The organism is Sphingomonas metalli, assembly GCF_014641735.1.
Classification (GTDB): domain Bacteria; phylum Pseudomonadota; class Alphaproteobacteria; order Sphingomonadales; family Sphingomonadaceae; genus Sphingomonas; species Sphingomonas metalli.
Genome location: NZ_BMIH01000001.1, coordinates 205007 through 228865, shown reverse-complemented (window position 1 = coordinate 228865; position 23859 = coordinate 205007). Strand labels below are relative to the sequence as shown.

General features: G+C 68.1%; 29 protein-coding genes and 1 tRNA gene. 14 read left to right on the top strand and 16 right to left on the bottom strand.

What is annotated here, in order from left to right:
- Positions 1–109 precede the first annotated feature (109 nt).
- The 4 genes from IEX18_RS01340 to IEX18_RS01325 all read left to right on the top strand — a co-directional run bounded on the left by IEX18_RS01340 (position 110) and on the right by IEX18_RS01325 (position 3431).
- Positions 110–2038: a GAF domain-containing protein gene (locus tag IEX18_RS01340; protein WP_188656817.1), complete on the top strand. Its 1929-nt coding sequence runs from the start codon at positions 110–112 to the stop codon at positions 2036–2038.
- A complete protein-coding gene (locus tag IEX18_RS01335) occupies positions 2035–2418 on the top strand; it encodes a response regulator (RefSeq protein ID WP_188656816.1) in 384 nt (127 codons plus the stop codon). Before IEX18_RS01340 ends, IEX18_RS01335 begins: the two co-directional genes overlap by 4 nt.
- On the top strand, positions 2415–3155 hold the full coding sequence (locus IEX18_RS01330; protein ID WP_188656815.1) for a Crp/Fnr family transcriptional regulator: 741 nt from the start codon (positions 2415–2417) through the stop codon (positions 3153–3155). Before IEX18_RS01335 ends, IEX18_RS01330 begins: the two co-directional genes overlap by 4 nt.
- A 114-nt stretch (positions 3156–3269) precedes the next feature.
- On the top strand, positions 3270–3431 hold the full coding sequence (locus IEX18_RS01325) for a hypothetical protein (RefSeq protein ID WP_188656814.1): 162 nt from the start codon (positions 3270–3272) through the stop codon (positions 3429–3431).
- A 13-nt stretch (positions 3432–3444) separates the two neighbouring features.
- Here IEX18_RS01325 and IEX18_RS01320 read toward each other — a convergent pair whose 3' ends face one another.
- A complete protein-coding gene (locus IEX18_RS01320; RefSeq protein ID WP_188656813.1) occupies positions 3445–3867 on the bottom strand; it encodes a VOC family protein in 423 nt (140 codons plus the stop codon).
- A 36-nt stretch (positions 3868–3903) separates the two neighbouring features.
- Positions 3904–3980, bottom strand: a tRNA-Arg gene (locus IEX18_RS01315).
- Between the two features lie 60 nt (positions 3981–4040).
- Here IEX18_RS01315 and IEX18_RS01310 point away from each other — a divergent pair.
- A complete protein-coding gene (locus IEX18_RS01310; protein ID WP_188656812.1) occupies positions 4041–4796 on the top strand; it encodes a queuosine precursor transporter in 756 nt (251 codons plus the stop codon).
- Positions 4797–4808: 12 nt separating this feature from the next.
- Here IEX18_RS01310 and IEX18_RS01305 read toward each other — a convergent pair whose 3' ends face one another.
- From IEX18_RS01305 to IEX18_RS01280, 6 genes are all read right to left on the bottom strand, one after another.
- Entirely contained in the window at positions 4809–5258 is a 450-nt protein-coding gene (locus IEX18_RS01305; protein WP_229664294.1) for a GFA family protein, read from the bottom strand.
- Entirely contained in the window at positions 5255–5923 is a 669-nt protein-coding gene (purQ, locus tag IEX18_RS01300; protein ID WP_188656811.1) for a phosphoribosylformylglycinamidine synthase subunit PurQ, read from the bottom strand. Before purQ ends, IEX18_RS01305 begins: the two co-directional genes overlap by 4 nt.
- A complete protein-coding gene (gene purS / locus IEX18_RS01295) occupies positions 5923–6153 on the bottom strand; it encodes a phosphoribosylformylglycinamidine synthase subunit PurS (RefSeq protein ID WP_188657772.1) in 231 nt (76 codons plus the stop codon). Before purS ends, purQ begins: the two co-directional genes overlap by 1 nt.
- A complete protein-coding gene (gene purC / locus IEX18_RS01290; RefSeq protein WP_188656810.1) occupies positions 6153–6932 on the bottom strand; it encodes a phosphoribosylaminoimidazolesuccinocarboxamide synthase in 780 nt (259 codons plus the stop codon). Before purC ends, purS begins: the two co-directional genes overlap by 1 nt.
- Positions 6933–7087: 155 nt before the next feature.
- Positions 7088–8302 (bottom strand): kynureninase, encoded by a 1215-nt coding sequence (gene kynU / locus IEX18_RS01285; RefSeq protein WP_188656809.1) that lies wholly within the window; start codon positions 8300–8302, stop codon positions 7088–7090.
- The gene (locus tag IEX18_RS01280) at positions 8299–9195 is read right to left on the bottom strand and encodes an alpha/beta hydrolase (protein ID WP_229664293.1); all 897 of its coding nucleotides are present in this window, start codon (positions 9193–9195) and stop codon (positions 8299–8301) included. Before IEX18_RS01280 ends, kynU begins: the two co-directional genes overlap by 4 nt.
- Before the next feature lie 84 nt (positions 9196–9279).
- On the opposite strand from IEX18_RS01280, the gene parC reads away from it, so the two are divergent.
- Both parC and IEX18_RS01270 read left to right on the top strand, forming a co-directional pair.
- The gene (gene parC, locus IEX18_RS01275; protein WP_188656808.1) at positions 9280–11526 is read left to right on the top strand and encodes a DNA topoisomerase IV subunit A; all 2247 of its coding nucleotides are present in this window, start codon (positions 9280–9282) and stop codon (positions 11524–11526) included.
- Positions 11527–11613: 87 nt separating this feature from the next.
- The gene (locus IEX18_RS01270; protein WP_188656807.1) at positions 11614–13272 is read left to right on the top strand and encodes a putative bifunctional diguanylate cyclase/phosphodiesterase; all 1659 of its coding nucleotides are present in this window, start codon (positions 11614–11616) and stop codon (positions 13270–13272) included.
- Positions 13273–13277: 5 nt separating this feature from the next.
- Here the strand turns inward: IEX18_RS01270 and IEX18_RS01265 are convergent, their stop codons facing one another.
- The 4 genes from IEX18_RS01265 to IEX18_RS01250 are packed head-to-tail and all read right to left on the bottom strand — an operon-like array spanning position 13278 to position 16181.
- Positions 13278–14471: a CCA tRNA nucleotidyltransferase gene (locus tag IEX18_RS01265; RefSeq protein WP_188656806.1), complete on the bottom strand. Its 1194-nt coding sequence runs from the start codon at positions 14469–14471 to the stop codon at positions 13278–13280.
- A complete protein-coding gene (locus IEX18_RS01260) occupies positions 14462–15052 on the bottom strand; it encodes a CoA pyrophosphatase (RefSeq protein WP_229664292.1) in 591 nt (196 codons plus the stop codon). Before IEX18_RS01260 ends, IEX18_RS01265 begins: the two co-directional genes overlap by 10 nt.
- On the bottom strand, positions 15049–15609 hold the full coding sequence (locus IEX18_RS01255; RefSeq protein WP_188656805.1) for a DUF1285 domain-containing protein: 561 nt from the start codon (positions 15607–15609) through the stop codon (positions 15049–15051). Before IEX18_RS01255 ends, IEX18_RS01260 begins: the two co-directional genes overlap by 4 nt.
- 44 nt (positions 15610–15653) lie before the next feature.
- Positions 15654–16181 (bottom strand): GNAT family N-acetyltransferase, encoded by a 528-nt coding sequence (locus IEX18_RS01250; protein ID WP_229664291.1) that lies wholly within the window; start codon positions 16179–16181, stop codon positions 15654–15656.
- A gap of 110 nt (positions 16182–16291) precedes the next feature.
- On the opposite strand from IEX18_RS01250, the gene IEX18_RS01245 reads away from it, so the two are divergent.
- Together IEX18_RS01245 and IEX18_RS01240 are read left to right on the top strand one after the other, a co-directional pair.
- Positions 16292–16660, top strand: a complete 369-nt coding sequence (locus IEX18_RS01245) for a dihydroneopterin aldolase (protein ID WP_188656804.1) — start codon at positions 16292–16294, stop codon at positions 16658–16660.
- Positions 16657–16935 carry a Rossmann fold domain-containing protein gene (locus IEX18_RS01240; protein WP_188656803.1) on the top strand — a complete coding sequence of 93 codons (279 nt, stop codon included), beginning with the start codon at positions 16657–16659 and terminating at the stop codon, positions 16933–16935. Before IEX18_RS01245 ends, IEX18_RS01240 begins: the two co-directional genes overlap by 4 nt.
- Before the next feature lie 26 nt (positions 16936–16961).
- Here IEX18_RS01240 and IEX18_RS01235 read toward each other — a convergent pair whose 3' ends face one another.
- Positions 16962–17825 (bottom strand): hypothetical protein, encoded by an 864-nt coding sequence (locus tag IEX18_RS01235; RefSeq protein WP_188656802.1) that lies wholly within the window; start codon positions 17823–17825, stop codon positions 16962–16964.
- Between the two features lie 223 nt (positions 17826–18048).
- Between IEX18_RS01235 and IEX18_RS01230 the strand changes: the two genes are divergently transcribed.
- From IEX18_RS01230 to IEX18_RS01210, 5 genes are all read left to right on the top strand, one after another.
- On the top strand, positions 18049–18729 hold the full coding sequence (locus IEX18_RS01230; protein WP_188656801.1) for a TonB family protein: 681 nt from the start codon (positions 18049–18051) through the stop codon (positions 18727–18729).
- 48 nt (positions 18730–18777) lie between these two features.
- Complete coding sequence (locus IEX18_RS01225) at positions 18778–19572, top strand: MotA/TolQ/ExbB proton channel family protein (protein WP_188656800.1); 795 nt, start codon at positions 18778–18780, stop codon at positions 19570–19572.
- A 90-nt stretch (positions 19573–19662) separates the two neighbouring features.
- Entirely contained in the window at positions 19663–20139 is a 477-nt protein-coding gene (locus tag IEX18_RS01220; protein ID WP_188656799.1) for an ExbD/TolR family protein, read from the top strand.
- 23 nt (positions 20140–20162) lie between these two features.
- Positions 20163–20588, top strand: a complete 426-nt coding sequence (locus tag IEX18_RS01215; RefSeq protein ID WP_188656798.1) for an ExbD/TolR family protein — start codon at positions 20163–20165, stop codon at positions 20586–20588.
- A gap of 755 nt (positions 20589–21343) precedes the next feature.
- A complete protein-coding gene (locus tag IEX18_RS01210) occupies positions 21344–21694 on the top strand; it encodes a tetratricopeptide repeat protein (RefSeq protein ID WP_188656797.1) in 351 nt (116 codons plus the stop codon).
- 454 nt (positions 21695–22148) lie between these two features.
- Here IEX18_RS01210 and IEX18_RS01205 read toward each other — a convergent pair whose 3' ends face one another.
- The 3 genes from IEX18_RS01205 to IEX18_RS01195 all read right to left on the bottom strand — a co-directional run bounded on the left by IEX18_RS01205 (position 22149) and on the right by IEX18_RS01195 (position 23844).
- A complete protein-coding gene (locus IEX18_RS01205) occupies positions 22149–22337 on the bottom strand; it encodes a hypothetical protein (RefSeq protein WP_188656796.1) in 189 nt (62 codons plus the stop codon).
- Between the two features lie 198 nt (positions 22338–22535).
- Positions 22536–23102 carry an aminoacyl-tRNA hydrolase gene (gene pth / locus IEX18_RS01200; protein WP_188656795.1) on the bottom strand — a complete coding sequence of 189 codons (567 nt, stop codon included), beginning with the start codon at positions 23100–23102 and terminating at the stop codon, positions 22536–22538.
- A gap of 91 nt (positions 23103–23193) precedes the next feature.
- Positions 23194–23844 (bottom strand): 50S ribosomal protein L25/general stress protein Ctc, encoded by a 651-nt coding sequence (locus tag IEX18_RS01195; protein ID WP_188656794.1) that lies wholly within the window; start codon positions 23842–23844, stop codon positions 23194–23196.
- Positions 23845–23859 lie beyond the last annotated feature (15 nt).

Here is a 23859-nt window from a genome sequence, read left to right as displayed (position 1 = left end):
AAGGGCGCGGCAGTATCGCTGCCCGATATCGCCAAGCGCCTGAATTCGATCCACAATCGACCGTTCTGTGCGTTGGGTGGCGCGCAGACGGGACGGGAAGGGCGAGGACATGGCGACGCAAGCGGAAGGAAGCGTCGGCGGCAACGTCGTCCAGGCGATCAACCGCATCTTCAGCGAGGCGCTGTCCGCCCGCACCGAGGAACAGCTATGCCAGCTGGTCCTGTCGGTCGCGGAGGATGTGACCGGCGCCAGCTACAGCCTGATGGGCGAGATCAACCAGGCGACCGACCGGCTCGACAATCTCGCGATCAGCGCGCGGGGATTGCAGATTTTCGCCGACCATGATGCCACCTTCACCACGGACTTCATGCCCGCCGGCTTCGTCCTGCGCGGGCTGTTCGGTGCGGTTCTCAACGAGGGCGAGAGCCTGATCGCCAACGATCCCGCCAATCATCCCGAGCGCGGCGGCGCGCCGGATCGCCACCCGCCGATCGACAATTTCCTTGGTGTTCCCCTGACCCGCGGCGGTCGGACGATCGGCATGATCGGGCTGGCCAATCGTCCGGGCGGGTTTCGCGAATGGGATCGCGACGCGATCGAGGAGATGGCGCCGGCGATCGTCCAGGCGCTCTTCAGCAAGCGCGCCGAAGAAGCCCTGCGCACCAGCGAGGTCCGCTACCGCACGCTGTTCGAGCGGATGGGGCAGGGATATCTCGAAGGGCAGATCCTGCGCGATGTGGAAGGACGCGCGGTCGACTTCCGGCTGCTCGAGCTGAATCCCGTGTTCGAGCGCCTGCTGCGGATACCGGTGGACGAGGCGATCGGGCGGCCGATCCGCGAGGTGCTGCCCGACGTGGAGGAGTTCTGGATCGAGACCTACGACCGCATCGTTCGCCAGGGCGTCAACAGCTGGTTCGAACATGAGGGGCTACTCAGCAGCAAGTGGCTGCAAGTCCACGTCTATCCGCACAGCGATGACCGATTCGTCGCGCTCTACGAGGATGTGAGCGAGCGGCGTCGCGCCGATCGCGCACTGCGCGACAATCGCCAGCGCCTGCGCTCGGTGCTCGAAGGCATTCCCCAGCTCGTCTGGATCGCGGGCGAACGCGGCGAATGGACCTGGGTGGGGCCGCAATGGATGAGCTTCACCGGTCTCTCGATGGAGGCGAGCCTGGGTCTGGGCTGGCTGGACGCGCTCCATCCCGACGACCGGGCCGGCGCGCGCGATTTCTGGCAGGAGGCCGGCAATCGCGGTGCGCTGGAGATGGAGGGGCGGGTCTGGCATGCGCGCGAGGGCCGTTACCGCTGGGTCCAGACACGCGCCCGGCCGGTGCGCGACGATGCGGGAGCCATTGTCGAGTGGTTCGGCACCTCGACCGACATCGACGACCTTCGACGTCTGCAGGAACGCCAGCAGCTGCTGGTCGCCGAGCTGCAGCACCGGGTCCGCAACATCCTGACGATCGTCCGCTCGGTCTTCAGCCGGACGATCGAGGCCGGCGGCCCGCTGGAGGAGATATCGGATCACTTCAAGGGTCGCCTCGATGCCCTGGCGCGGACGCAGGTCGTCGTGACCAACAGCGTCAGCGGGCTCGTCGACCTGGAGAACATGATCCGCGACGAACTGCTCAGCGTCGGGGTCAATGAGGGGCCTGGCGTCGAGATCGAGGGGCCGGACGTGGCGTTGCCGGCGCGGGCCGCCGAGTCGCTCGGCCTGGCGATTCACGAGCTGACCACCAATGCCGTGAAGTACGGCGCGCTGAAGGTCCCGGGCGCCAGACTGACGATACGCTGGACTGCTAATCTGCTATATGATGGTAAAAAGCGCCTTGTCCTACAGTGGGTTGAACAGGGTGTTCCGGCTCTCCCCGTCAAGCCGTCACGACAGGGTTTCGGTACGGAATTGATCGAGGAGGCGCTTCCGTATCGCCTCGGCGCAGAGACTGCGCTGGAGTTTCGGGGCGGCGGCGTCCGCTGCACCATCGCGGTGGTGCTGCCGGCCGAGGAGACTGCGATCGTGGGTTGGAGAGACGAATGACCACCACGAACACCCTCGACGGCAGGATCATCCTGATCGTGGAGGACGAGTATTTCATCGCCGCCGATCTGCGCCGCGCGTTGCAGAGCCGCGGTGCCGAGGTGCTCGGGCCCGTCAGCAACCTGCGCGACGGCCTGCGGCTGTGCGAGGCGGAGCAGCTCGATGCGGCGATCCTCGACGTCAATCTCGACGGAGTGCTCTCCTTTCCGATCGCCGATCGGCTGGCGGAACGCGCCGTGCCGTGGACCTTCCTGACGGGCTATGACGACTGGGCCCTGCCCGATGCCTATCGGGTGGTACCGCGGGTCGCCAAACCCTTTCGCAGCGACATGATCTTGAGCGCGATGGAGCGCCTTCTACACTCGGGAGATGCGGCATGATGCGTCAATCGACTGCTCCGCGTCAGCAATATGACGCGGCAATCCGCCGGCTGACGGCGCTCGCCCCGCTGGAGGCGCCCGACATCAGCGCGCTGCAGGCGGCGATCGGGCAGGCGCGGGTCGTGCCGGCGCGGCGCGAACTGCTTCAGGAAGGCCGTGCGATCCCCGAGCCGCTGCTCATCGTGGAGGGCTGGGCCGCCCGTGTCCGGATCCTGATCGACGGACGGCGCCAGTTCTTGAGCTTCCTGCTGCCGGGCGAGATGGTCGGCTTGTGCCGCCACGGACAACCGCTCGCGGTATCGACCGTCGTCGCGTTGACCGACATGACGGTCGCCCGCGTTCCGGACTGTGCCCCGGACAGCGCGCTGGCGGAGTCGCTCGCCGTCAGCATCGCGCTGGAGGAAGCCTATCTGCTTGCCCAGATCGCGCGGCTTGGCCGGCTGAACGCGCAGGAGCGGATCGGCGATCTCCTGCTCGAACTGCACGAGCGGCTCAGCCTGTCTCAGATCGCCACCGGCGGCAGCTTCGAGGTGCCGCTGACCCAGGAGGTGCTGGCCGACGCGGTGGGGCTCACGCCGGTCCACGTCAATCGCATGATCCAGCTGCTGCGTCGCGAAGGCCTGCTCGCCTGGAAGGGGCGACGCGTGTCGCTGCGGGCGGAGGAGACGCTGGCGCGCATGGTCGGTCGCAGCCCCGTCCGGGTGGTCGGTCAGACAGCCGTCCCATCGGCTGCATAGGGCGGGTCTAGCTGGGCCGCTGAATTACGCGGCGAAATCAACGCGGTAACGCATGTGATGGAGTCGCGCTGTCAGCAGCGGCATCGTCGGTCGGGCCAGGAAAGGAGTGACCCGATGACGATCGATCAGGACTTCCATCAGCGCCGCGCCGCGGCGGAATTGACCGCTGCCCGACGCTCCCGATGTCCCGAGGCGGCGCGGGTTCACGAGCAACTCGCGGCGCTCCACCTCGAGCGTCTTCAGGCCCGGCAGCCGCAGTCGATGGCTCCGCACTGAAGCCGGCGAACCGTCACCGTGCGAAGAGCGATGCCAGGTCCTCGAACGCCTTCATCTCGATCGCATTGCCCGACGGGTCGCGGAAGAACATCGTCGCCTGTTCGCCCGGCTGGCCTTCGAAACGGATGTGCGGCGGTATGACGAACTGCGTGCCGGCGGCGACGAGCCGCGCGGCAAGCGCGCGCCAGTCGCTTATGGTCAGCACGATACCGAAATGCGGTACCGGGACGTGATGGCCGTCCACCGCGTTGCCGCCGGCATCGTCCGGCGTCGCTCCCGCAACCCGATGCGCGACGATCTGATGCCCGTAGAAGTCGAAGTCGATCCACTCGTCCGAACTGCGGCCTTCGGGGCAGCCCATCGTTTCGCCCCAGAAGGTCCTGGCGGCGTCGAGGTCATGGACCGGAAAGGCGAGGTGGAAGGGGCGGAGCGACATTGGATACCCTGTTGAAAGCGGTGGCCCGTTCGGAAATGGCGCGCCCGGCAGGGTTCGAACCTGCGACCCCAAGCTTAGAAGGCTCGTGCTCTATCCAGCTGAGCTACGGGCGCGCACGACGATCGCGGTAGCGCGGATTGCACCGCGACGGAACCGCCATCATAAAGCCGGACATGCAGAGCGGCACGATTGAAACGGGCGGGGGGCGGCATGTTGCCGCGGCGCGGGCGGAGGGCCTTCACTTCCGCCACTATGATCTGGTGATGGCGGCGTTCGTCGCGATCCTCCTGCTGTCGAACGTACTGGGTGCCGGGAAAGTCGCGACAGTCCGCCTGCCCCTGCTCGGAGACTGGCCGTTTGGGGCCGGTATCCTGTTCTTTCCGCTCAGCTATGTCATCGGCGACGTCCTGACCGAGGTCTACGGCTATGCGCGTGCCCGGCGCGTCATTTGGGTCGGAACGGCCGCCGTGCTGTTCATGGCGCTGATGAGCTGGATCGTCGTGGCGCTGCCGCCGGCACCCGGCTGGACCAACCAGGCGGCGTATGAGGCGGTGTTCGGCCAGGTGCCGCGGATCGTCTTCGCCAGCATCTGCGCCTTCTGGGCCGGCGAGTTCGTCAACGCCTATGTCATGGCGCGGATGAAGGTCTGGACGGGCGGGCGGCATCTCTGGTCGCGGACGATCGGGTCGACGGTGGTGGGGCAGGGAGTGGACAGCCTGATCTTCTACCCGCTGGCCTTCTATGGCGCGCCGGGCTGGACCGGGCATCTGGTGGTCGTCGTGCTGTTCACCCAATGGGCGTTGAAGACCGGCTGGGAGGTGCTGCTGACGCCCTTCACCTACTGGATCGTGGGCACGCTGAAGCGCGTCGAAGGCGTCGACATCTTCGACGAGGGCACGAACTTCACGCCCTTCCGGGCGCGGGTCTGATCGCCGCTGCCGCTATCGCGCCGGCATTGCCGGGGCAGGTGGCGCGGGTTGCGTGGCGATGGCGGGCTGGTTCGGGTCGATCAACGCCCAATGCGGCGCGGCGCTCGTCCAGATCGTGATCTGGGGCGGGAAGCGATCGGGGTCGTCGAGCGTGCCGATCCGCAACACGTAGAGATGCGGACGAGGCTCGGCATAGCCTCCAACGGGCGTACCGCATGTCGGGCAGAAGGTGCGATGCATCGCCGCGCCGCTATCGGCGGTCGAGGCATAGCTGGCGAGTGGACCGTTGATCGCCAGCGCCTCGCGCGGGACGATCAGATTGGCGGTGGCCGTGCCCGCCGCCAGATACTGGCAGAGGCGGCACCAGCATCGCCGCGCGGCGACTGGCTCCGCACTCAGCGTGTAGCGGACCGCGCCGCACAGGCATCCGCCCGTCACCGGCGCGTCCGCCGACACCGTCACGCGCCGACCAATTCCATTAAACCCTCGAACAGGCGGCGGCCATCGGTGCCGCCATGGGCGGCTTCGATCCGACGCTCCGGGTGGGGCATCATGCCGAGCACATTGCCCGCATCGTTGAGGATGCCGGCGATATCGCGCGTCGACCCGTTGACCGGCTCGGCATAGCGGAACGCGACCCGGCCGTTACTCTCCAGCCGGTCGAGCGTATCGGCATCGGCGAAGTAATTGCCGTCGTGATGCGCGACCGGGAAGGTTACCGTCTCGCCCTTGGTATAGAGGCGGGTGAAGACGCTCTCGGCGTTGCCGACGGTCAGCGGCACGTCCCGGCAGACGAAGGAGAGGCCGGCGTTGCGCATCAGCGCGCCGGGCAGCAGCCCCGCCTCGGTGAGGACCTGAAAGCCGTTGCACACGCCCAGCACCGGCAGGCCCCGACCCGCCGCCTCGACCACCGCGCGCATCACCGGCGAACGCGCGGCGATCGCCCCCGACCGGAGATAGTCGCCATAGGAGAAGCCGCCGGGCACCACCACCAGGCCGAGCCCGTCCGGTAGGCTCGTCTCGGCGTGCCAGACCATCGCCGGCGCCGTGCCGGTCAACAGTTCCAGCGCGACCGCAATATCGCGGTCGCAATTGGATCCGGGAAAGACGAGGACGGCGGTCTTCATCAGGCGTGCTCGATCCGGAAGTTCTCGATCACCGTGTTCGCGAGGAGCTGGCGGCACATCGCCTCAACGGCGGCATCGTCGGTGCCGTCGGCCACGGTCAGCTCGATCAGCCGGCCGACCCGCACGTCCTCGACGCCGCCGAAGCCGAGCGAACCCAGCGCATGATGGATGGCGCGGCCCTGCGGGTCAAGCACACCGGGTTTCAGCGTCACATAGACCTTGAGCTTCATCACTTACCCCGCCGCTTGCGATGGCTGTCCAGGTCGAGGATCGCCGTTTCCTCTCCCTCCGGCAGCAGTCCGAGGCGGCGCGCCACCTCCTGATAGGCTTCGGCCTCGCCGCCCAGATCGCGACGGAAGCGGTCCTTGTCGAGCTTCTCGCCGCTCGTCATGTCCCACAGGCGACAGCCATCGGGGCTGATCTCGTCCGCCAGGATGATCCGGCCGTAATCGTCGTCCCACACCCGTCCGAACTCGAGCTTGAAGTCGACGAGCCTGATGCCGACGCCGGCGAACAGCCCGCACAGGAAGTCGTTCACGCGGATCGCCAGGTCGGCGATGTCGTGCATCTCGTCCTGGCTGGCCCAGCCGAAACAGGCGATATGCTCCTCGGACACCATCGGGTCGCCGAGCGCATCGTCCTTGTAGTAATATTCGATGATCGTGCGGGGCAGCTTCGTGCCCTCCTCGATCCCGAGCCGCTTCGACAGCGAGCCGGCGGCGACGTTGCGGACCACCACCTCGATCGGCACGATTTCCACCTGCCGCACGAGCTGCTCGCGCATGTTCAGGCGGCGGATGAAGTGAGTCGGTACGCCGATATGGTCGAGCAGGGTGAACACATGCTCGGAGATGCGGTTGTTCAGCACCCCCTTGCCGTTGATCGTGCCCTTCTTCTGCGCGTTGAAGGCGGTTGCGTCATCCTTGAAATATTGGATGAGGGTGCCGGGCTCCGGGCCTTCATAGAGGATCTTGGCCTTGCCTTCGTAGATCTGGCGGCGGCGTGCCATCGATTTCCCTTCTGGAAACGGGTGACGCCGGCAACGCGAGGGCAGGTGCCGCGCGGGGCCGGGGCCGGAGGATATTGCCCGCGCCTGTAGCGGATGGGGGCGGGGGGTGCAATCGCGCGAGGGGCGCGCGCCGGCAGGTCTTCCGTCACGTCACGTCATGTCACCGCCTGCCGCACCGCGAATTGCGGCTGGCGGTAGGATCGATCCGCGATCACCGCCTTCAGCGCCTCGCCGGCCCGCCAGACATCCTCGTGCGAGAGATACAGCGGCGTCAGTCCGAGCCGGACCATATCGGGATCGCGAAAGTCGCCGATCACGCCGCGGTCGATGAGCGCCTGGACGATGGCATGGGCCTCGGGATGGCGGAAGCTGATATGGCTGCCCCGCCCGGCGGGATCGGCCGGCGTGACGCAGTCCAGCCCCGCCTGCCCGCCGGCCTCGGCAAGGATGGACCACAGGGCCGCGCTCTTGCGCCACACGGCCGGACGGTCAACCGTCGACCAGACATCCAGCCCGGCCTCGAGCGCGGCCATGGCCAGCATCGGCGGGGTGCCCGTCAGCCAGCGCTTCATGCCGGGCGCGGGCGCATAGGCATCGGCGAAGGCGAAGGGTTCGGCATGGCCCATCCACCCCGACAGGGGGCTGGCGAGACGATCCTGCAAGGCGCGCGCGACGTAGAGAAAGGCGGGGGCGCCGGGCCCGCCGTTGAGATATTTGTAGCCGCAGCCGACCGCCAGATCCGCGCCGGCGTCGTCGAGATCGATCGCGACCGCACCAGCAGAATGGCTGAGGTCCCACATCATCAGCGCCCCCGCCTCGCGGGCGGCCCGGCTGACGGCGGGCATGTCGAAGCGCTCGGCCGTCTTGTAGTGGACATGGGTGAGGAGCAGCACCGCGGTGTCCGGCCCGAGCGCCTCGAGCAGCTTGTCCCGCGGCACGACCTCCAGACGCGCCCCGGGCACGCAGGCGACGGCTCCTTCCGCGATATGAAGATCCGTCGGGAAATTCCCGGCCTCGCTCAGGACGGTCCGTCGCTTCGGATCGACGCGAAGAGCGGCAACCAGAAGCTTGAAGATGTTGGCGGACGTGGAGTCGCAGGCGATCACCTCGTCCGCCGCGGCGCCGATGAGCGGCGCGATCTTGGCGCCGATGCGCTGGGGTGCGTCGATCCAGCCCTCGTTCCAGCTGCGGATCAGCCGCTCGCCCCATTGCCGCGCGACGAGGTCGCCTGCGGCCGCGACGGTGGCGGCGGGCAGGGCGCCGAGCGAGTTGCCGTCGAGATAGATCACGCCCTCCGGCAGGGCGAATCGGTCGCGAACGGCCGCGATCGGGTCGGCCGCGTCGAGCGCGCGGGCTTCGTCGCGGGTCATCTTGCCAGCGCCTCGAGCACGAGGGCACGGGCCTTTGCCCAAGCGGCCGTCTCGGGCGCGACGAGCTCGACATGGCCGGTCGCCGGCACAGTATGGAGGGTGACGTCGTCGCCCGCCTTGCGTGCGCGATCGGCATAGTCTGTCGCGAGGCGATAGGGGATGACCCGGTCCTCGCGCCCGTTGACGAGGTCCTGCCGCACGCCGAGCGGCAGCAGGCGCGGTACGGAGGTATCGGAGAACCGGTCGGCGCGCCGGCCGGTCAGCCGCGCGACGACCGCCGTGCCGCAGCCATTGTCGGGGCTTGCCTCCGTCGCTTCGAGGTCGGGCAGTCCGCCCAGGCTGATCGCCCGATCGATGCGCAGCGGCGTGCGGCTATAAAGCGGACTGGCGCTGCCGATCCTGGGTCTGGCGGCGAGCCAGAGCGCGAGGTGGCCGCCGGCGGAATGGCCGATCGCGACCACGCGCCGCAGGTCGAGATCATAGCGCCCGGCCACGTCCCGCAGCGTATCCGCCGCCGCGGCGACGTCCCGGAAGGTGCCGGGATAGCCGCCGCCCGGCCGGTCGACGCCGCGATATTCGATGTTCCACACGGCGACGCCGTGACGGCGAAGGTCGTCGGCCACCCAGTCCATCAGCGTGCGATCTGCTATGTCGGTCTGCCAGCAGCCGCCGTGCACCATGATCGCCACGGGATGGGGCCCCTTCTCCAGGGGCAGCCACAGGTCCGCGACCTGTAGCGGATCGGTGCCATAGCCGATGCTGTGGCTGGGGATGGGACGCGGCCGGTTCTTCAGGTCCGGCCAGGTCAGCAGGGTGGCGGGATCGGCGGCCATGACCGGCACAGGAAGGACGAGCGCGGCGAGGAAGGCAAGCGGCAAGCGGGGGCGGTTCATCGCGCGAGCCTAGGCCGCGGCGGGACGGCGGGAAAGCGGCATCGGCTTGCCCGCGAGCGACGGGTCGCCTAGGAGGCGGAACATATGGCGACCGACCTGACCGGACCCGATACGCCGATCGGCATCCTCGACGCGCCCTTCGACAGTGCGCTGTCGGAACGCTACCTCGTCTATGCACTGTCGACGATCACCGCACGATCGCTGCCCGACGTGCGCGACGGTCTGAAGCCCGTCCATCGGCGCCTGCTCTGGGCGATGCGGCTGCTGCGGCTCGATCCGAACGCGGGTTACAAGAAGTGCGCCCGTGTGGTGGGCGACGTGATCGGCAAATATCATCCGCATGGCGATCAGTCGGTTTACGACGCGATGGTCCGGCTCGCGCAGGATTTCGCGCTCCGCTACCCGCTGGTCGACGGACAGGGCAACTTCGGCAATATCGACGGCGATAACGCCGCGGCCTATCGCTACACCGAGGCGCGGCTGACCCAGGTCGCGATCGACCTGATGGACGGGCTCGACGAGCAGGCCGTCGACTATCGCCCAACCTATAATGGCGAGGAGCAGGAGCCGGAGCTGTTCCCGGGGCTCTTCCCCAATCTGCTGGCGAACGGTGCGAGCGGCATCGCGGTCGGCATGGCGACGAGCATTCCACCGCACAACGCGGCCGAACTGCTCGATGCCGCGATCGCGCTGGTCGACGATGCGGAGGCCGACGTGCTGTCGCATGTGAAGGGGCCGGACTTCCCGACCGGCGGCCTTGTCGTCGATCCGGCCGCGGTGATCGCCGAAAGCTATCGCACCGGCCGCGGCAGCTTCCGCGTCCGCGCCCGCTGGACGGTCGAGAAGGAGAAGGGCGGCGGCTGGCAGGCGGTGATCAGCGAAGTGCCCTATGGTGTCCAGAAGGGAAAGCTGATCGAGCAGATCGCGGCCCTGATCAACGACCGCAAGCTGCCGATCCTCGCCGATGTCCGCGACGAATCCGACGAGGCGGTGCGGATCGTGCTGGAACCGCGCAGCCGCACCGTGGACGTGTCGGTGATGATGGACGGCCTGTTTCGGCTGACCGAGCTGGAGACGCGGTTCTCGCTCAACCTCAACGTCCTCGACAAGGACCGCACGCCCCGGGTGATGAGCCTGAAAGAGGCGCTGGCCGCCTGGATCGAGCATCAGTTCGTCGTGCTGGAGCGGCGCACCCGGCACCGGCTCGACAGGATCGCCGATCGCGTCGAGCTGCTCGACGGCTATCTGATCGCCTATCTCAATCTCGACCGGGTAATCGAGATCATTCGGACCGAGGACGAGCCCAAGGCGGTGATGATCGCCGAGTTCGGACTGACCGACCGGCAGGCCGAAGCGATCCTGAACATGCGGCTGCGCTCGCTGCGCAAGCTCGAGGAGTTCGAGATCCGCAAGGAGCGGGATACCCTCGACAAGGAGCGCGCCGAGCTTTCCGCCCTGCTCGACAGCCCGGCCCGGCAGAAGACGCGGATGAAGCGCGATCTCAAGCGGATCCGCGATCGCTACGGCCTCGATACGGCCCTGGGTGCACGCCGCACGACGATCGAGGAGGCTGCGCCGACCCGCGACCTGCCGCTCGAGGCGATGATCGAGCGCGAGCCGATCACCGTGATACTGTCCCAGCGCGGCTGGATCCGCGCGATGAAGGGGCATGGCGACCTCGCCTCTGCGGACACGCTGAAGTTCAAGGAAGGCGACGGGCCGGCCTTCGCCTTCCATGCCCAGACCACCGACAAGCTGCTGCTCGCGGCCGAAAACGGTCGGTTCTACACGCTGGCGGCCGACAAGCTGCCGGGTGGCCGCGGCTTCGGCGAACCGGTCCGGGCGATGATCGATCTCGACGGGGCTACGGGCGTGGTGAGCCTCTTGCCCGCCGCGCGCTCGGCGAAGCTCTTGCTGGTCGCGAGCGACGGTCGCGGCTTCGTCGTCCCGGCGGCGGAGACCCTGGCGGAGACCCGCAAGGGCAAGACGGTGATGACGCCGCGCCCCGGCGCGAAGCTGAAGATCGTCCGCCCCATCGATCCCGCTCACGACTATGTCGCGGCGATCGGCGACAACCGGAAGATGCTCGTGTTTCCGCTCAACGAGCTGGTCGAGATGACCCGGGGGCAGGGGCTGCAGCTCCAGCGCTACCATGACGGTGGCCTGTCGGATGCGATGACCTTCGTCTTTTCCGAGGGCATCAGCTGGGCGATGGGCGGCGAGACCGGGCGGACGCGGACCGAGGCCGACCTCTCCCCATGGCGGGCCGCCCGCGGCGCTGCGGGACGGATGCCGCCGACCGGCTTCCCCCGCGACAATCGCTTCGCCTGATTCCGCCATGCGCGCCGGTGCGGGCCGGGACCGACCTGCATCGATGCTTTAGCGCATCTTAACGAACCGCCCGGCATAGACCGGGCGATGGCCACCGCTTCCGACCAGATTGCCGCCGCGATCGGCCTGTCCCGTTCGGGCGAGGAGCATGGACTCGATCTGTTTCCCGTGCCGTCGGCGGAGCTGCGGCGGACGCCGGCCGGCAGGGTCGTGGTCAAGCAATTCAATGCGGCCTTCCGCCTGGCCGGTCTCGCCGATCCGGATGAGCACGCCGCGCTGGTGACGGCGGCCGGCTCCCGCATGGCGACCCTGTTTGCCGGGCAGCAGCAGCGGCTCGACTTCGACTGGACGCAGGGCGAGGGGGTCGAACGCCGCTATTACCGTGTCACGATCGCGCGCGCCTCGGTCCGGACCCGCGACCGGTGCGTGCTGAGCCTGCTCGATCAGACCGCGCGCGTGAACGCGGAGCGCAGCCTGCGCCGCGAGATGACCACGGACAGCCTGACCGGCCTGCCCAATCGCGAGGGCTTTTCCGAGCCGAAGGCGGGCGCGGCCGAGGGCGGTCGTTGCGCCGTCCTGGTGATCGACCTGGCCCGATTCGGTCGCGTGAATGCCTGTCTGGGCGGTCTGGCCGGGGATGAACTGCTCATCACCGTCGCACGCCGCATCAAGGGTGCATTGCGGGCCCGCGACATGCTGGCCCGGATCGGCGGGAACGAATTCGGCATCCTCCTGACGATCGACGAGGATCCCGGCGAGGCGATGATGCTGGGCGAGCGGGTCCGCCGGGCGCTCGCCAGCCCGTTCCGCCTGACCGATTTCGAGATCGGCGTCGAATGCGCGATCGGCATCGCCTTTGGCGACGAGGAAGACGAGCTCGAGGAGCTGCTGCGGCAGGCGCAGTTCGCCACCAAGCGGGCCAAGGCGACGGGGCGCATCGAGGCCTATCAGAACCATGTCTTCACCATCGCCCGGGCTCGCTTCGGCATGGAAACGGCCCTGCGCCGCGCGATCGAGGACGAGCGGCTTCGCCTCGCCTATCAGCCGATCTGCGATCTGACGACGGGTGCGATCACCTCGTTCGAGGCGCTCGCCCGTTGGCGTGACGAGGACGGGCGGGATCACCCGCCGACGGACTTCATCCCGGTCGCGGAGGAATCGGGTCTGATCGTCCCGCTCGGCCGCTGGGCGATGGATGAGGCCGCCCGGACCCTGGCCCGCTGGGATCGGGTCGCGGGGGGCGATTGCGGCGTGCGGGTCGCGGTGAACCTGTCCGCGATCCAGTTGCAGCGCGACGCCGTCGTGCCGCTGGTCGAGCGCACCCTCGCCGCGCACGGCCTGTCGGGTGATCGCCTCACGCTCGAGCTGACGGAAAGTGCGCTGGTCAGCGATCCCGATCACATTGCCGGCGTGATGCATGCCCTGCGCGATATGGGCGCCCGTCTGGCCATGGACGATTTCGGGACGGGCTATTCGAACCTCGCCTATCTCCAGCAGCTGCCGATCGACGTGCTCAAGATCGACCGTTCGTTCGTCACCCATATGCTCGCGGACCGCGACAAGGTGGCGATCGTCCGCGCGATCCTCGGCCTGGCGCATGCCCTCGGCATGGCGACGACGGCAGAGGGTGTGGAGACGGTCGAGCTGTCGCAGACCCTCGCCGCGCTGGGCTGCGTATACGGCCAGGGTTATCTCTATGCCCGCCCGCTCGAGGCCGATGCGGCGCTGGCGATGCTTCGCGGCTGAGCCGTTCAGCCGCGCAGGCGCGCCGCGACCTCGTCCGCCAGGGCCTCGACCCGCTCCGCGTCCGGAAAGCCCTCGGCGATCCACAGTGACTCCACCTCGCGCAACGCGCGCGCCACCGCGGGTCCCTTGTCCAGGCCGCGGGCAACCAGCGCTCCGCCGCCGATCGGCAGGCGGGGGGGCTGCCAGTCGCGAAGCTGCGCGGGAGCCTCCCCTGCCAGCAGCAATCGGTCGATCGCGCCTTCGACGCCGGCGCGATAGGCGAGGGCGAGCGGCCCTTCCTCACCCGGACCGGCGGTCGCCGCGATCAGCCGCTTGCGTTGCGCGTTGGACAATTTCAGCCGCGCGCCGATGCTCTCGGCCGAGTCGGGTGGGACCAGCGCGGCGAGCCGGCGAATGGGATCGGGCGCGACCCCGGCCCGGCCCTCGCGTTCCGCCAAGGCGGCCAGCCGCTCCGCACCGGACCGGTCGATCTCCGGCAGGACCGCGCGCCAGATGCCGTGTTCGACCATCAGGGCCATGACCGGCACCGCCGCAGGCGCGACCAGCAGCTTCAGCAGCTCCGCCGCGATCCGCTCCCGCGACAACGCCATCAGGTCGTTCGCCCGCGCGACGCAGGCGGCAAGGCCTTCGGCATCGATCGCATCGCCGAACCGGGCGTGGAACCGGAAGAAGCGCAGGATCCGAAGGTGATCTTCCGCAATGCGCCGCAGCGGATCGCCGATGAACCGCACGCGACGCGCGGCGAGATCGGGCAGGCCGCCGAAATAGTCGTGGATCGCGCCCGTGACCGGATCGGCGTAGAGCGCGTTCATCGTGAAATCGCGGCGGCCCGCGTCTTCGCGCCAGTCGTCGGTGAAAGCGACCGTCGCATGGCGGCCGTCGGTGGCGACGTCGCGCCGCAGGGTCGTGACCTCGACCGGCCGTCCCTCGTCGATGATCGCGGTGACGGTGCCGTGGTCAATCCCGGTCGGCACCGCGCGGATCGATGCGACCCTGAGGCGATCGATTACCGCACCGGGGGCATGGACGGTCGCGATATCGACATCCGCGACCGGGCAGCCGAGCAGGCTGTCTCGGACCGCGCCGCCGACGAAGCGTGCGTCGCCCGAGCCCGCTCCGAGCGCGTCCGCGAGCCGGTCCAGCCCCGGCCAACGCTGCCAGTCCGCCGCCGGCAGGAAGACGGCATCGGTCAGGCCCATTGCAGCCGCCGCGACAGATTGACCAACATCGCGGCCGTCGCCCCCCAGATGCGACGGTCCTGCCAGGGAATCTCGATGAAGCGGCGCTCCGCGCCGCGGAAGACGGCGCTGCCGGGCCGGTGATTGCGCGTGTCGAGCAGGAAGGACAATGGCACCTCGAAGACGCTCGCCACCTCGGCCTCCGCCGGGATCAGAGGAAGGTCGGGCGGGATCACGCCGACGATGGGCGTGACGTCGAACCCCGTGGCGGTCCGGTAGCGGTCGACCGGGCCGATCAGGTCGACCCGGTCGGGCGGCAAGGCGATCTCCTCCTCCGCCTCGCGCAGGGCCGCCTCGACTGCCGTCTCGCCGGGATCGATGCGCCCGCCAGGAAAGGCGACCTGTCCGGCGTGGCGCCGCAAGGTCTCGGTGCGCTGGGTCAGGATGATGCCGGGCCCCGGCCGATCGGTCACGGCGATCAGCACGGCGGCCGACACCATCGCGTCGGCAGGCTGCCCGGCCATTTCCGCCATATCGGCGGCGAGCAGCGCGCCGTCATGCACGCGGTCGAGCGCGTGCCGCAACCGATCGGCCAGCGTCACTCGGCCACCAGCGGGAAGAAGATGCCGTTGCTCCAGATCCCGGGCCGTTCGGGCGCAGCGAGCGCCCGTCCGGCGAGATCGTAATAGACCGGGCGGGCGACCAGCGCCTCGAGCCCGCCTCGGACATGCAAATAGGGGCGTGGTCCGTCGCCTGCCTCGACGAAACGGATCGGATGGTCCGGGCCGGCGGTGACCAGATCGCCCGTGTTGAGCTGAAAGGCCAGGCGTGCGTCCTCGCCCTCGCCCTCCGCCTTCATCGCCACGGCGAGGAAGGGCGCATCCTCGACGGCGATCGTCAGCTTCTCGACCGGCGTGACGAGGACGAAGCTTCCGTCGGGTTCGCGGCGCAAAAGCGTCGAGAACAATCGGACCATGGCCGGACGGCCGATCGGGGAGCCCTGGTGGTACCAGGTGCCGTCGCGCGCGATGCGCATCTCGCTGTCGCCGCAATGATCGGGATGCCATTGCTCGACCGGGGGAAGCCGATGGTCTTCCGCCAGCCGGGCGATCTGCGCCAGGCTGAGCGTATCGAGGTCGGGTATCGGCTCCATCGGCATAGCCCGGGCGAGGTAGGCGGGGCGGGGGGCGGCGTAAAGGCCGGTCAGCGAGACGGATCGGGTCCGAGCGTACCGCTCAGCGCCGGCACGGCGTCGCCGCGCGCCAGCAGCCGGCGCGCCTCGAACGGGCCGGGCAGCCGCCAGCCGCCCGTCCGCTCGGCGGAAAAGCCGAAGAAGCGGCCATAATATTCCGGGTCGCCGATCAGCATGATCGCCCCGGCCAGCCCCTGCCGTTCGGCGGCCGCCAGCGCGGCCTCGGTCAGCCGGCGGCCGATGCCGCCCTGCTGCCGGTCCGGCGAGACCGCGACGGGGCCCAGCATGATCATCGATACCGAAGCGCCGTTGTCGGTCGCCAGCGCGACCGGCCAGCATTGGATCGACCCGATCAGCTCGCCATCGGCGCCGAGCGCGGCAAAGCCCAGCGATGCGATCGGCGCGCTGCTTCCCCGGACCTTGTAGGCGGTGCGCAGGCGCCGGTCGGGTCCGAAGGCCCGGTCGAGCAGATCCTCCACCGCCGCGTCGCGATCCGGCGAGAGTGGCACGATCGTCGTCAGCGCTGCGTCTGCGTCCATAGTCCTTGCCGCATGATCCATCGGGACGCGCCCTGTAGGGCCATCATGTGTCAGCGCAAGGACGATCGCGACATTGCCCTGCCGCCCGCCCGGGCCTAGGACGCCGCGCCATGAACGACCGGCTGCTGCTCGAAGTGCATGACATGGAGGTGCCGGTGCTGACCGGCATCTATTCCGAAGAGACCCACCTGCCGCAGCCGCTGCGGATCTCGCTGACCGTCGAACTGGCCTGTCCCGACGTCTTCACGCCGGACACCCCCCTTTCGGCCTCGAAGAACTATATGGACCTGCGCCGCGCCGCGACGGCATTGCCGTCGGGGCTGCATTTCACGCTGATCGAAGGACTTGCCGATCATATCTGCGACACGCTCTTCCTTCAGGACGAGCGGGTGCTGAGCGTCACCGTCAAGATCGTGAAGCTCGCCATCGCCGAAGCCGGGGAGGCAATCGGCATCACCCTCACGCGCCACCGGCGATGACCGCCCCGCTCCGAGCGGCGTCGGCGGCGGCGGTGCCGGACCTGTTGGAGCGTGCGGAGGGGCCGACCGCGCTGGCGATCGTGCCGCGCCCGGCGGGTGCTGCCGCACGCGCGCTGCTGGCCGCGACGCTCGCCGATATTGCCGCCCGCCGGGCACCGATGCGAATCAACCTGATCGCGACGGGGCCGGCGGTGGACGAATCGGCCATCGCCGCCGCCATCGCCTATCTGGAGCATGCCGAGGCGGTGACGGGTCAGCTGATCGATATCGGCTGACCGATATTGGCTGATCGGGCGCAGCTTCAGCGAGCGGACCGGGTGCAGGGTCCCAGAGCGTCGAGAACGACGCGATAATCCTCGCGGGCACGGGCCGCGTCGTCCGGCCCGAGCTGGCTGACCGACGTGTCGGGCAGCTGGGCCGGCAATCCGCAGGCGAGCCGGTACCAGAGCAGCGTGTCGCGGGCGGGCGGGCCGGCGCCCTCGTCGACGATCTCGCCGAGCGCCACCGACCAGCGGGGCTGCTCACCCGGACGGCGCAGGATCGAGAGCGAGACCGGCCGCGCGTCGCGCGTCTGGAGGAAGACCTGCGTCTCGCCCTCGCCCGGCAGGGCGCCCGGTACGTGGAAGGCGTTTCCGATCCCGGTGATCGCCGGCGGCGCATCGGTGGCAAGAAGCTCGCGGGCGATCGTGCGGACGCGCGAATCGGCAGCGGGGGACCAGGCGATCTGGGCCTGCGGTCCGGCGAGCTGAAGCTGATCGGCCACGCCCGTCACCCGGCGGGCGAAGACGAGCACGCGCATCTTCTTGAGGTTCGGTATCCGCCCGCGCGCATCCGGCGCGACGTCGAGCAGATAGCCGATGCGGGGCGGCAGGCCTGCCTCACCGCGAATCAGCGCCCCGACATCGGCGGTGACATAGAGGCGCTGACGTCCGGCGGGGACGTTCGCGGCCTCGGCGCCCTTGATCCGGGCGGTCGAGCGGATCGTCGCGTCCGCGATGACCGGACTGACCTGGATCAAATCCGCCAGATCGGCATAGGGCGGGGCGGCCGGGCCGGTAGCGTTTGTGGCAGGAACGGGGCGCGAATCCGGCGCCTGTGCGGCGGTTGCGGGGCAGGCGAGGGCCGCGACGAGCAGCACCGCCACACTCCTGTTAACGTCGATCATAAACTCTCCGGTTGTCCCAGTCCCATCGCGGCACATAGTTGATATGCTTCGCGTAGGCGATTGTACGTTTGTTTCGTCTGACAAAGAGTTTGCGTGACGAACGGCTCGACGGTAGGAATCAGGTAACTGTTCACGGAGGGCTGCCGATCCAGCGCCGTTGCGGGCCTTCGTGTCCGCATTGTGTCGTCGGCGTTCCGGACAGCATAGGGAGTGTCGTTGCCGAATGGCCTACGTTGACCAAAAGATGAGCGGCGGCAAGATGGTCGCGATCGTGATCGTCGTGCTCATCCACGCCTTGCTTGGCTATGCCTTCATCACCGGCCTGGCGTACAAGTACGTCAAGCAGGTGTCGGGCGATCTGAACACCTTTGACGTCGAACCGCCGCCGCCGCCGCCGCCGCCGGACGAACCGCCGCCGCCGCCGCCGGACCAGCCGAACCTGCCGCCGCCGCCGACCACGGTCGTCGTGCCGCCGCCCGTGGTGAACGTCCCGGTGCCCGCACCGGCGATCAACACCTCGACGATCATTCCGCCGTCGCAGCCGGTCGCTCCGCCTGCGCCGCCTGCTCCGCCTGCGCCGCCGGCGCCGCCGGCCGCTCCCGTGGTCAGCAAGGCTGCGGGTGCGAAGGGGAATCCCGCGGACTGGATCTCGACCGACGACTATCCGCCCAGCTCGCTGCGCGCGGAAGAGGAAGGCACGACCGCCATCGCCTGGGACATCAACACCCAGGGCCGCGTCGAGAACTGCCGCGTCACCCAGTCGAGCGGCTCCGCCGCGCTCGATCGCGCCGCCTGCGCCGCGATCACCCGGCGCGGACGCTACTCGCCGGCCCTCGACCAGTCGGGCAATCCGATCCGGTCGAGCTCGTCCCGGCGCGTGGTGTGGAAGATGCCGGCGCAATAACGGCCCAACGTTCATCGTCATACGATCTAACCAAAGGACTCAACCCCAATGCTCATCACCATCCTGGCCGCTGGCGGCGCGGCCGCCGGCTCCGAAGCGAACCCGTACGGTCTCGGTGCGGCGCTGCGCGAAGGCGGCCTCATCTCGCAGTCGGTCTTCACCATCCTGGTGCTGATGTCGGTCGTCTCCTTCTACATCCTGTTCTCGAAGCTCTTCGAGCAGCAGAAGGTGATCAACCAGGCCAAGCGCGTGCGTCAGGGCTTCTGGCAGTCGCGCGACCTGCGCGAGGGTTCGTCGAAGCTCGACAAGAACTCGGCCTACAAGCAGCTGGTCGACGACGGTCTGGCTGCCCAGGAGCAGCACAAGAACCTGACCGATCCGGTCGAGGCGCATGACTGGCTGCACGGCTCGCTGGCCCGCTCGGAGGCCGCGATCAACTCGAAGCTGGGCGGCGGTCTCGCCTTCCTCGCGACGGTCGGCGCGACCGCACCGTTCATCGGCCTGTTCGGCACCGTGATCGGCATCTACCGCGCGCTGATCAAGATCGGCTCGTCGGGTCAGGCGTCGATCGACGCGGTCGCCGGTCCGGTCGGTGAGGCGCTCATCATGACCGCGCTCGGCCTCGTCGTCGCGGTTCCCGCCGTGCTCGCCTACAACTGGCTGCAGCGCCGCAACAAGTCGATCGCTGAAGACCTGTCGGCCTTCTCGAACGACGTGCTCGGCTTCCTCGCCTCGAACGGTGCGGTCCGCCCGACCGTCGCGACGGCTGCCAAGGCTCCGGTGAAGCCGGCTGCTGCGACCACCACCGCCGGCCAGGCCGGTGGCGTGCAGACCCGCGGCTGATCACAAGGGGCGGAGCCTGCTCATGGCAGGTTCCGCCACCCGCCGGGCCCGTCTGGGTGCGGCGCATGTTAAAGGATAGGACTGCCTTATATGGCGATGAGCGTTGGTGGGAGCTCTGACGAGACCCCGTTGTCGGACATCAACACGACGCCCCTCGTGGACGTCATGCTGGTGCTCCTGATCATCTTCCTGATCGCGGTCCCGGTCGTGCTGCAGACCGTGCCGCTCAAGCTTCCCGACGTGCGGTTCGACCCGACGCAGACCAAGCCGGAGAACGTCAACCTCTCGGTCACCTCCGAGAATGGCGAGTGCGCGGTCTACTGGAACCTGTCGCGCGTCAACAGCAAGGAATTGCTGGAGCTGGCGGTCAACAAGCTGAAGACCGAGATCGATCGTCAGGGCGGACCGAACGCCGCAGGGCTGGAACTGCCCGAGGCGCACATCCGCGGCGACGTGAACACCCCGTATCGCTGCATCGGCGGTACGATCTATACGATGCAGTCGGCCGGCTTCGCGCGCGTCGGCTTCATTTCCGAGCCGCCGCCGGGCGCCAATCCGCGCGTTTGACGGCTCACCGAGGAGTATAAGCCATGGCAATGAGCGCAGGCCGCGACGATGGCGAGCCGATGATGGAAATGAACACGACGCCGCTGATCGACGTCATGCTCGTGCTCCTCATCATGTTCATCATCACCATCCCGATCCAGACCCATGCGGTGAAGGTGGATCTGCCGCAGAACTCGCGGACGCCGGCGAACCCGGTCAACGCGGACAAGAACAAGATCACCATCGATGCCGCCGGCACGGTCGCCTGGAACGGCGCCCCGGTCGACGAGGTGACGCTGCGCCAGTATCTGGATCAGACCGCCGGCATGAACCCGGAGCCCGAGCTCCATTTCCAGCCGGCGCCCGACGCACGCTACGAGCAGGTCGATCGCACGCTGGCGGTGATCAAGCGCTCTGCGATCACCAAGCTTGGCTTCATCGGCAACGAGCAGTATCGCAACGATTTCTGATCGATCGCGAAACGGGTCGAGCCTTCGGGTTCGCCAGGACGGGGCGGCTCATCGGGCCGCCCCTTTTTTTGTCTCAAGGCCGGACTTCGTCGACACCGTAGTGGGGAGGGCGGCCGCAGACCGTCGCCCTCGCTAGCCTCGGGACGATGGTGGCCGGACGTGCGCGGGCTCTGCCGTCGGGCGGCCCAGGCCTGTCCGATACCGCTGCCTCGGCCGCTCGCGAACGCGCGGCGGGACCTCAGTCCATCCAGAGGCAACCGAGGACTACGCCTGCAAAAGGCTGAGACCGCGCAGAAAAGGCGCGGAGACCGCCGGGCTTGATGCGCTTGCCTGCACCAGGCGAGGTTTCAACTGGCCCGCAGCGGCAGCAAGATATCGCGCCGTCGCATCCTCCGCACCAGGCTGTATCTCGAGGGCTCCGCCTTGCCCTGCCCTGCGTCGCTTCATCACCACCGCTTGTAGGTGTCACCAATACCGTCGATCCAAAATGACGGCGGGGCGTCGGGTGTTCTCGCTCGGGCTGAACGCCGGCTGGTTGCCCGGACGACGGCGCAGTCCGCGGTCTGTCCGGATGGCGCAGCGGATCTCATAGCTGCGGGACGGGAGCGGCCGGTGTCGCGTTCACGACGCTGCCGCTTGGGGGCGATCCGCCCGGCGTCGCTGCAACCATTGCACTTGTCTGTTCGTCTTCAAAGTGACATCAATGTGTCACAAAACCGTAACGCGGAGCGTCGGGTAGACGAGGAGAGAAGGTGATGCGCAGGATGATGGTGGCGGTGGCAGCGGTCGCGATGGCGATGCCCGCAGCAGGCTTCGCTCAAGGCGATCGGACCGGATATCAGGCGATTGCACAGGGCGACCTGTCGCAGGCCGAAGCGACGCTGACAGCCGAGCGCCGCATCTATCCCCGTCGACCCGAACTGATGCTCAACCTCGCCGCCGTCTACGGTCGCACCGGACGTGCCGATGCCGCCCGGCAATTGTACCGTGCCGTGTTGGACCAGCCGGATGTCGCGATGCTGATGCCCTCCGGTGCGAGCGTATCGGCGCATGCGATCGCGCAGCATGCCCTGACGTTGAGCCCCGACCGGCTCGCGACGCGCTGAGGCCATGTCCGGGCCGCCCTTGCGGTGCGGCCCGGCCGACTCGTGGCCTTCCAGGGCCATATGAACGGTTTACCGACCAATGGGTGCGGTCCCGTGAGATCTGCCTGACGAATAAGACTGGCGCAGGGAGCCTTTGGCCGTCCGCCTGGCAGTCGGATTGGCCGTCGTCCTAACCAAGGCATGAGCCCTTAGGTGTGTTCGAGCGAGACGAAGCACCTAGGCACGCCGGCATATGGCGGAGGCGTCGATCGGCGACGGGTCTACATCGGCTCTTTCATAGCCGGCCCACGGGAGGCGTCGGGCCGCGCCGCTAACCCCGGCATCGACTCGTCATGCGGACGCCGAACTCCCGGCGACCCCCCAAAACATCTGTCACGCCAAAAAAAAAGCCGGCCGCGATGCTTCGCGACCGGCTCTTTGACTGTAGCGCCGCCCATCGGAGCGGCCAGCTGGATCAGGCCGTGGCGGGCTCGAAATGGCCGCACCAGTCGCTGGCCTCGACCTTCGGCCAGACGCCTGCGGTGTCGCCGCTCGGCTGGCTGATCGGCGGATTGTAGCGGCACAGGCCGAGCTCGGCCGAGGCTTCTGCCTCGAAGAACTTGCACTTGGCGCAAGCGGCGGTACCGGCGGTGGTAAGAGCCATGGCTGATCTCCCGAAGATTGAACAGTTGAACGCTGAAACCGCCATTACCCAGCAGAAGTTCCCAAAACAACAATAATCAACTTTTGCGAGATGTTCTCACGCGATCTGCAAGTAAGTCGCAAGTGTTGATTGTTCTGCGACCGACTATCAACTGCAATGTCCTTCTTTGCGAGCGACTATCATTTACAATGGTGGGCGCTAGCCGAGCCTCAGGGCGACATCGTTCATGAACCGCGCATCGTCGCCGGCTGCGAGCAGCGGCGCTTCGGCGGACACCGCTCCGAGCATGTCGCTCAGCGGATCGATCTCCTCCTTCGCGTAATTGCCCAGCACATAGCCATGGACGCGATCCTTGTGCCCGGGATGGCCGATGCCCAGGCGGACGCGGCGATAGTCCTGCCCGCAATGCTGGTCGGTGGAGCGCAGACCATTATGGCCGGCGGCGCCGCCGCCGATCTTCACCTTGACGCGGAACGGCGCCAGATCGAGCTCGTCGTGGAAGACGGTCAACGCCTCTACGCCGAGCTTGTAGAAGCGGAGCGCCTCGCCGATCGACCGGCCGCTTTCGTTCATGAAGGTGGCCGGCTTCAACAGCAGCACCTTATGCTGGCCCACCCGTCCTTCGCGGGTCCAGCCCTGGAATTGCTTGCGCACGGGGCCGAAGCCGTGAACCTCGGCGATCGCATCGACCGCCATGAAGCCGACATTGTGCCGCTGCATCGCATGTTGCGCGCCCGGATTGCCCAACCCCGCCCAAATTTGCATCGCGCTCGTCTCCGTTTCGCCGCATTCAACGAAAAAGGGCAGGGGAGCGTCGCCGCCACCCTGCCCCGTCAGGCGATCCCGGTTAGGGAGATCAGCCCTTGTCTTCCTCGTCAGAAGCCTCGGCGGCCGCTTCGACCGACTGGGTTTCCGCGACTTCGGCCTCGAGGGCATCGTCGGCCGCGGTCGGCACGGTCGGCGGCACGATGGTCGCGATCGCGAAGTCGCGATCCTCAATCGCCGGCGTCGCGCCGTTGGGCAGCTCGACGTCCGAGATGTGGATCGAATCGCCCACTTCGCGGCCCTTCAGCGAAACGGTGATCTCGGCGGGAATGTCCGCAGCATCGACGACCAGCTCGATCTCGTGGCGGGTGATGTTGAGCACGCCGCCCTGCTTCAGGCCCCGGCACTCGTCCTCGTCGGCGAAGACCACCGGCACCGCGACGGTGACGGTCGTGTGCTCGCCGATGCGCAGGAAGTCGACATGGGTCGGGCGATCGGTGACCGGGTGGAAGGCGACGTCCTTGGGCAGGGTCCGCTCGCCGTTCAGCATCACGACCGAGTTGAAGAAGTGACCGGTCATCAGAGCCTTGACCAGCTCCTTCTCCTCGAGGTGGATCGAGGCGGGCGTCTTGTTCTGGCCGTAGATCACGGCGGGGACGCGGCCGTCACGACGCAGCGCACGAGAGGCTCCCTTGCCCACCCGATCGCGCGTCTCGGCTGCGAGCGTCAGCGTGTCGCTCATGGTAATTCTCCGAAA

Coding starts and splice junctions, on each gene's coding strand:
- IEX18_RS01340 (WP_188656817.1), top strand. CDS start 110: ATGGCGACGCAAGCGGAAGGAAGCGTCGGCGGCAACGTCGTCCAGGCG.
- IEX18_RS01335 (WP_188656816.1), top strand. CDS start 2,035: ATGACCACCACGAACACCCTCGACGGCAGGATCATCCTGATCGTGGAG.
- IEX18_RS01330 (WP_188656815.1), top strand. CDS start 2,415: ATGATGCGTCAATCGACTGCTCCGCGTCAGCAATATGACGCGGCAATC.
- IEX18_RS01325 (WP_188656814.1), top strand. CDS start 3,270: ATGACGATCGATCAGGACTTCCATCAGCGCCGCGCCGCGGCGGAATTG.
- IEX18_RS01320 (WP_188656813.1), bottom strand. CDS start 3,867: ATGTCGCTCCGCCCCTTCCACCTCGCCTTTCCGGTCCATGACCTCGAC.
- IEX18_RS01310 (WP_188656812.1), top strand. CDS start 4,041: ATGCAGAGCGGCACGATTGAAACGGGCGGGGGGCGGCATGTTGCCGCG.
- purQ (WP_188656811.1), bottom strand. CDS start 5,923: ATGAAGACCGCCGTCCTCGTCTTTCCCGGATCCAATTGCGACCGCGAT.
- purS (WP_188657772.1), bottom strand. CDS start 6,153: ATGAAGCTCAAGGTCTATGTGACGCTGAAACCCGGTGTGCTTGACCCG.
- purC (WP_188656810.1), bottom strand. CDS start 6,932: ATGGCACGCCGCCGCCAGATCTACGAAGGCAAGGCCAAGATCCTCTAT.
- kynU (WP_188656809.1), bottom strand. CDS start 8,302: ATGACCCGCGACGAAGCCCGCGCGCTCGACGCGGCCGACCCGATCGCG.
- IEX18_RS01280 (WP_229664293.1), bottom strand. CDS start 9,195: ATGAACCGCCCCCGCTTGCCGCTTGCCTTCCTCGCCGCGCTCGTCCTT.
- parC (WP_188656808.1), top strand. CDS start 9,280: ATGGCGACCGACCTGACCGGACCCGATACGCCGATCGGCATCCTCGAC.
- IEX18_RS01270 (WP_188656807.1), top strand. CDS start 11,614: ATGGCCACCGCTTCCGACCAGATTGCCGCCGCGATCGGCCTGTCCCGT.
- IEX18_RS01265 (WP_188656806.1), bottom strand. CDS start 14,471: ATGGGCCTGACCGATGCCGTCTTCCTGCCGGCGGCGGACTGGCAGCGT.
- IEX18_RS01255 (WP_188656805.1), bottom strand. CDS start 15,609: ATGCCGATGGAGCCGATACCCGACCTCGATACGCTCAGCCTGGCGCAG.
- IEX18_RS01250 (WP_229664291.1), bottom strand. CDS start 16,181: ATGGACGCAGACGCAGCGCTGACGACGATCGTGCCACTCTCGCCGGAT.
- IEX18_RS01245 (WP_188656804.1), top strand. CDS start 16,292: ATGAACGACCGGCTGCTGCTCGAAGTGCATGACATGGAGGTGCCGGTG.
- IEX18_RS01240 (WP_188656803.1), top strand. CDS start 16,657: ATGACCGCCCCGCTCCGAGCGGCGTCGGCGGCGGCGGTGCCGGACCTG.
- IEX18_RS01235 (WP_188656802.1), bottom strand. CDS start 17,825: ATGATCGACGTTAACAGGAGTGTGGCGGTGCTGCTCGTCGCGGCCCTC.
- IEX18_RS01230 (WP_188656801.1), top strand. CDS start 18,049: ATGGCCTACGTTGACCAAAAGATGAGCGGCGGCAAGATGGTCGCGATC.
- IEX18_RS01225 (WP_188656800.1), top strand. CDS start 18,778: ATGCTCATCACCATCCTGGCCGCTGGCGGCGCGGCCGCCGGCTCCGAA.
- IEX18_RS01220 (WP_188656799.1), top strand. CDS start 19,663: ATGGCGATGAGCGTTGGTGGGAGCTCTGACGAGACCCCGTTGTCGGAC.
- IEX18_RS01215 (WP_188656798.1), top strand. CDS start 20,163: ATGGCAATGAGCGCAGGCCGCGACGATGGCGAGCCGATGATGGAAATG.
- IEX18_RS01210 (WP_188656797.1), top strand. CDS start 21,344: ATGCGCAGGATGATGGTGGCGGTGGCAGCGGTCGCGATGGCGATGCCC.
- IEX18_RS01205 (WP_188656796.1), bottom strand. CDS start 22,337: ATGGCTCTTACCACCGCCGGTACCGCCGCTTGCGCCAAGTGCAAGTTC.
- pth (WP_188656795.1), bottom strand. CDS start 23,102: ATGCAAATTTGGGCGGGGTTGGGCAATCCGGGCGCGCAACATGCGATG.
- IEX18_RS01195 (WP_188656794.1), bottom strand. CDS start 23,844: ATGAGCGACACGCTGACGCTCGCAGCCGAGACGCGCGATCGGGTGGGC.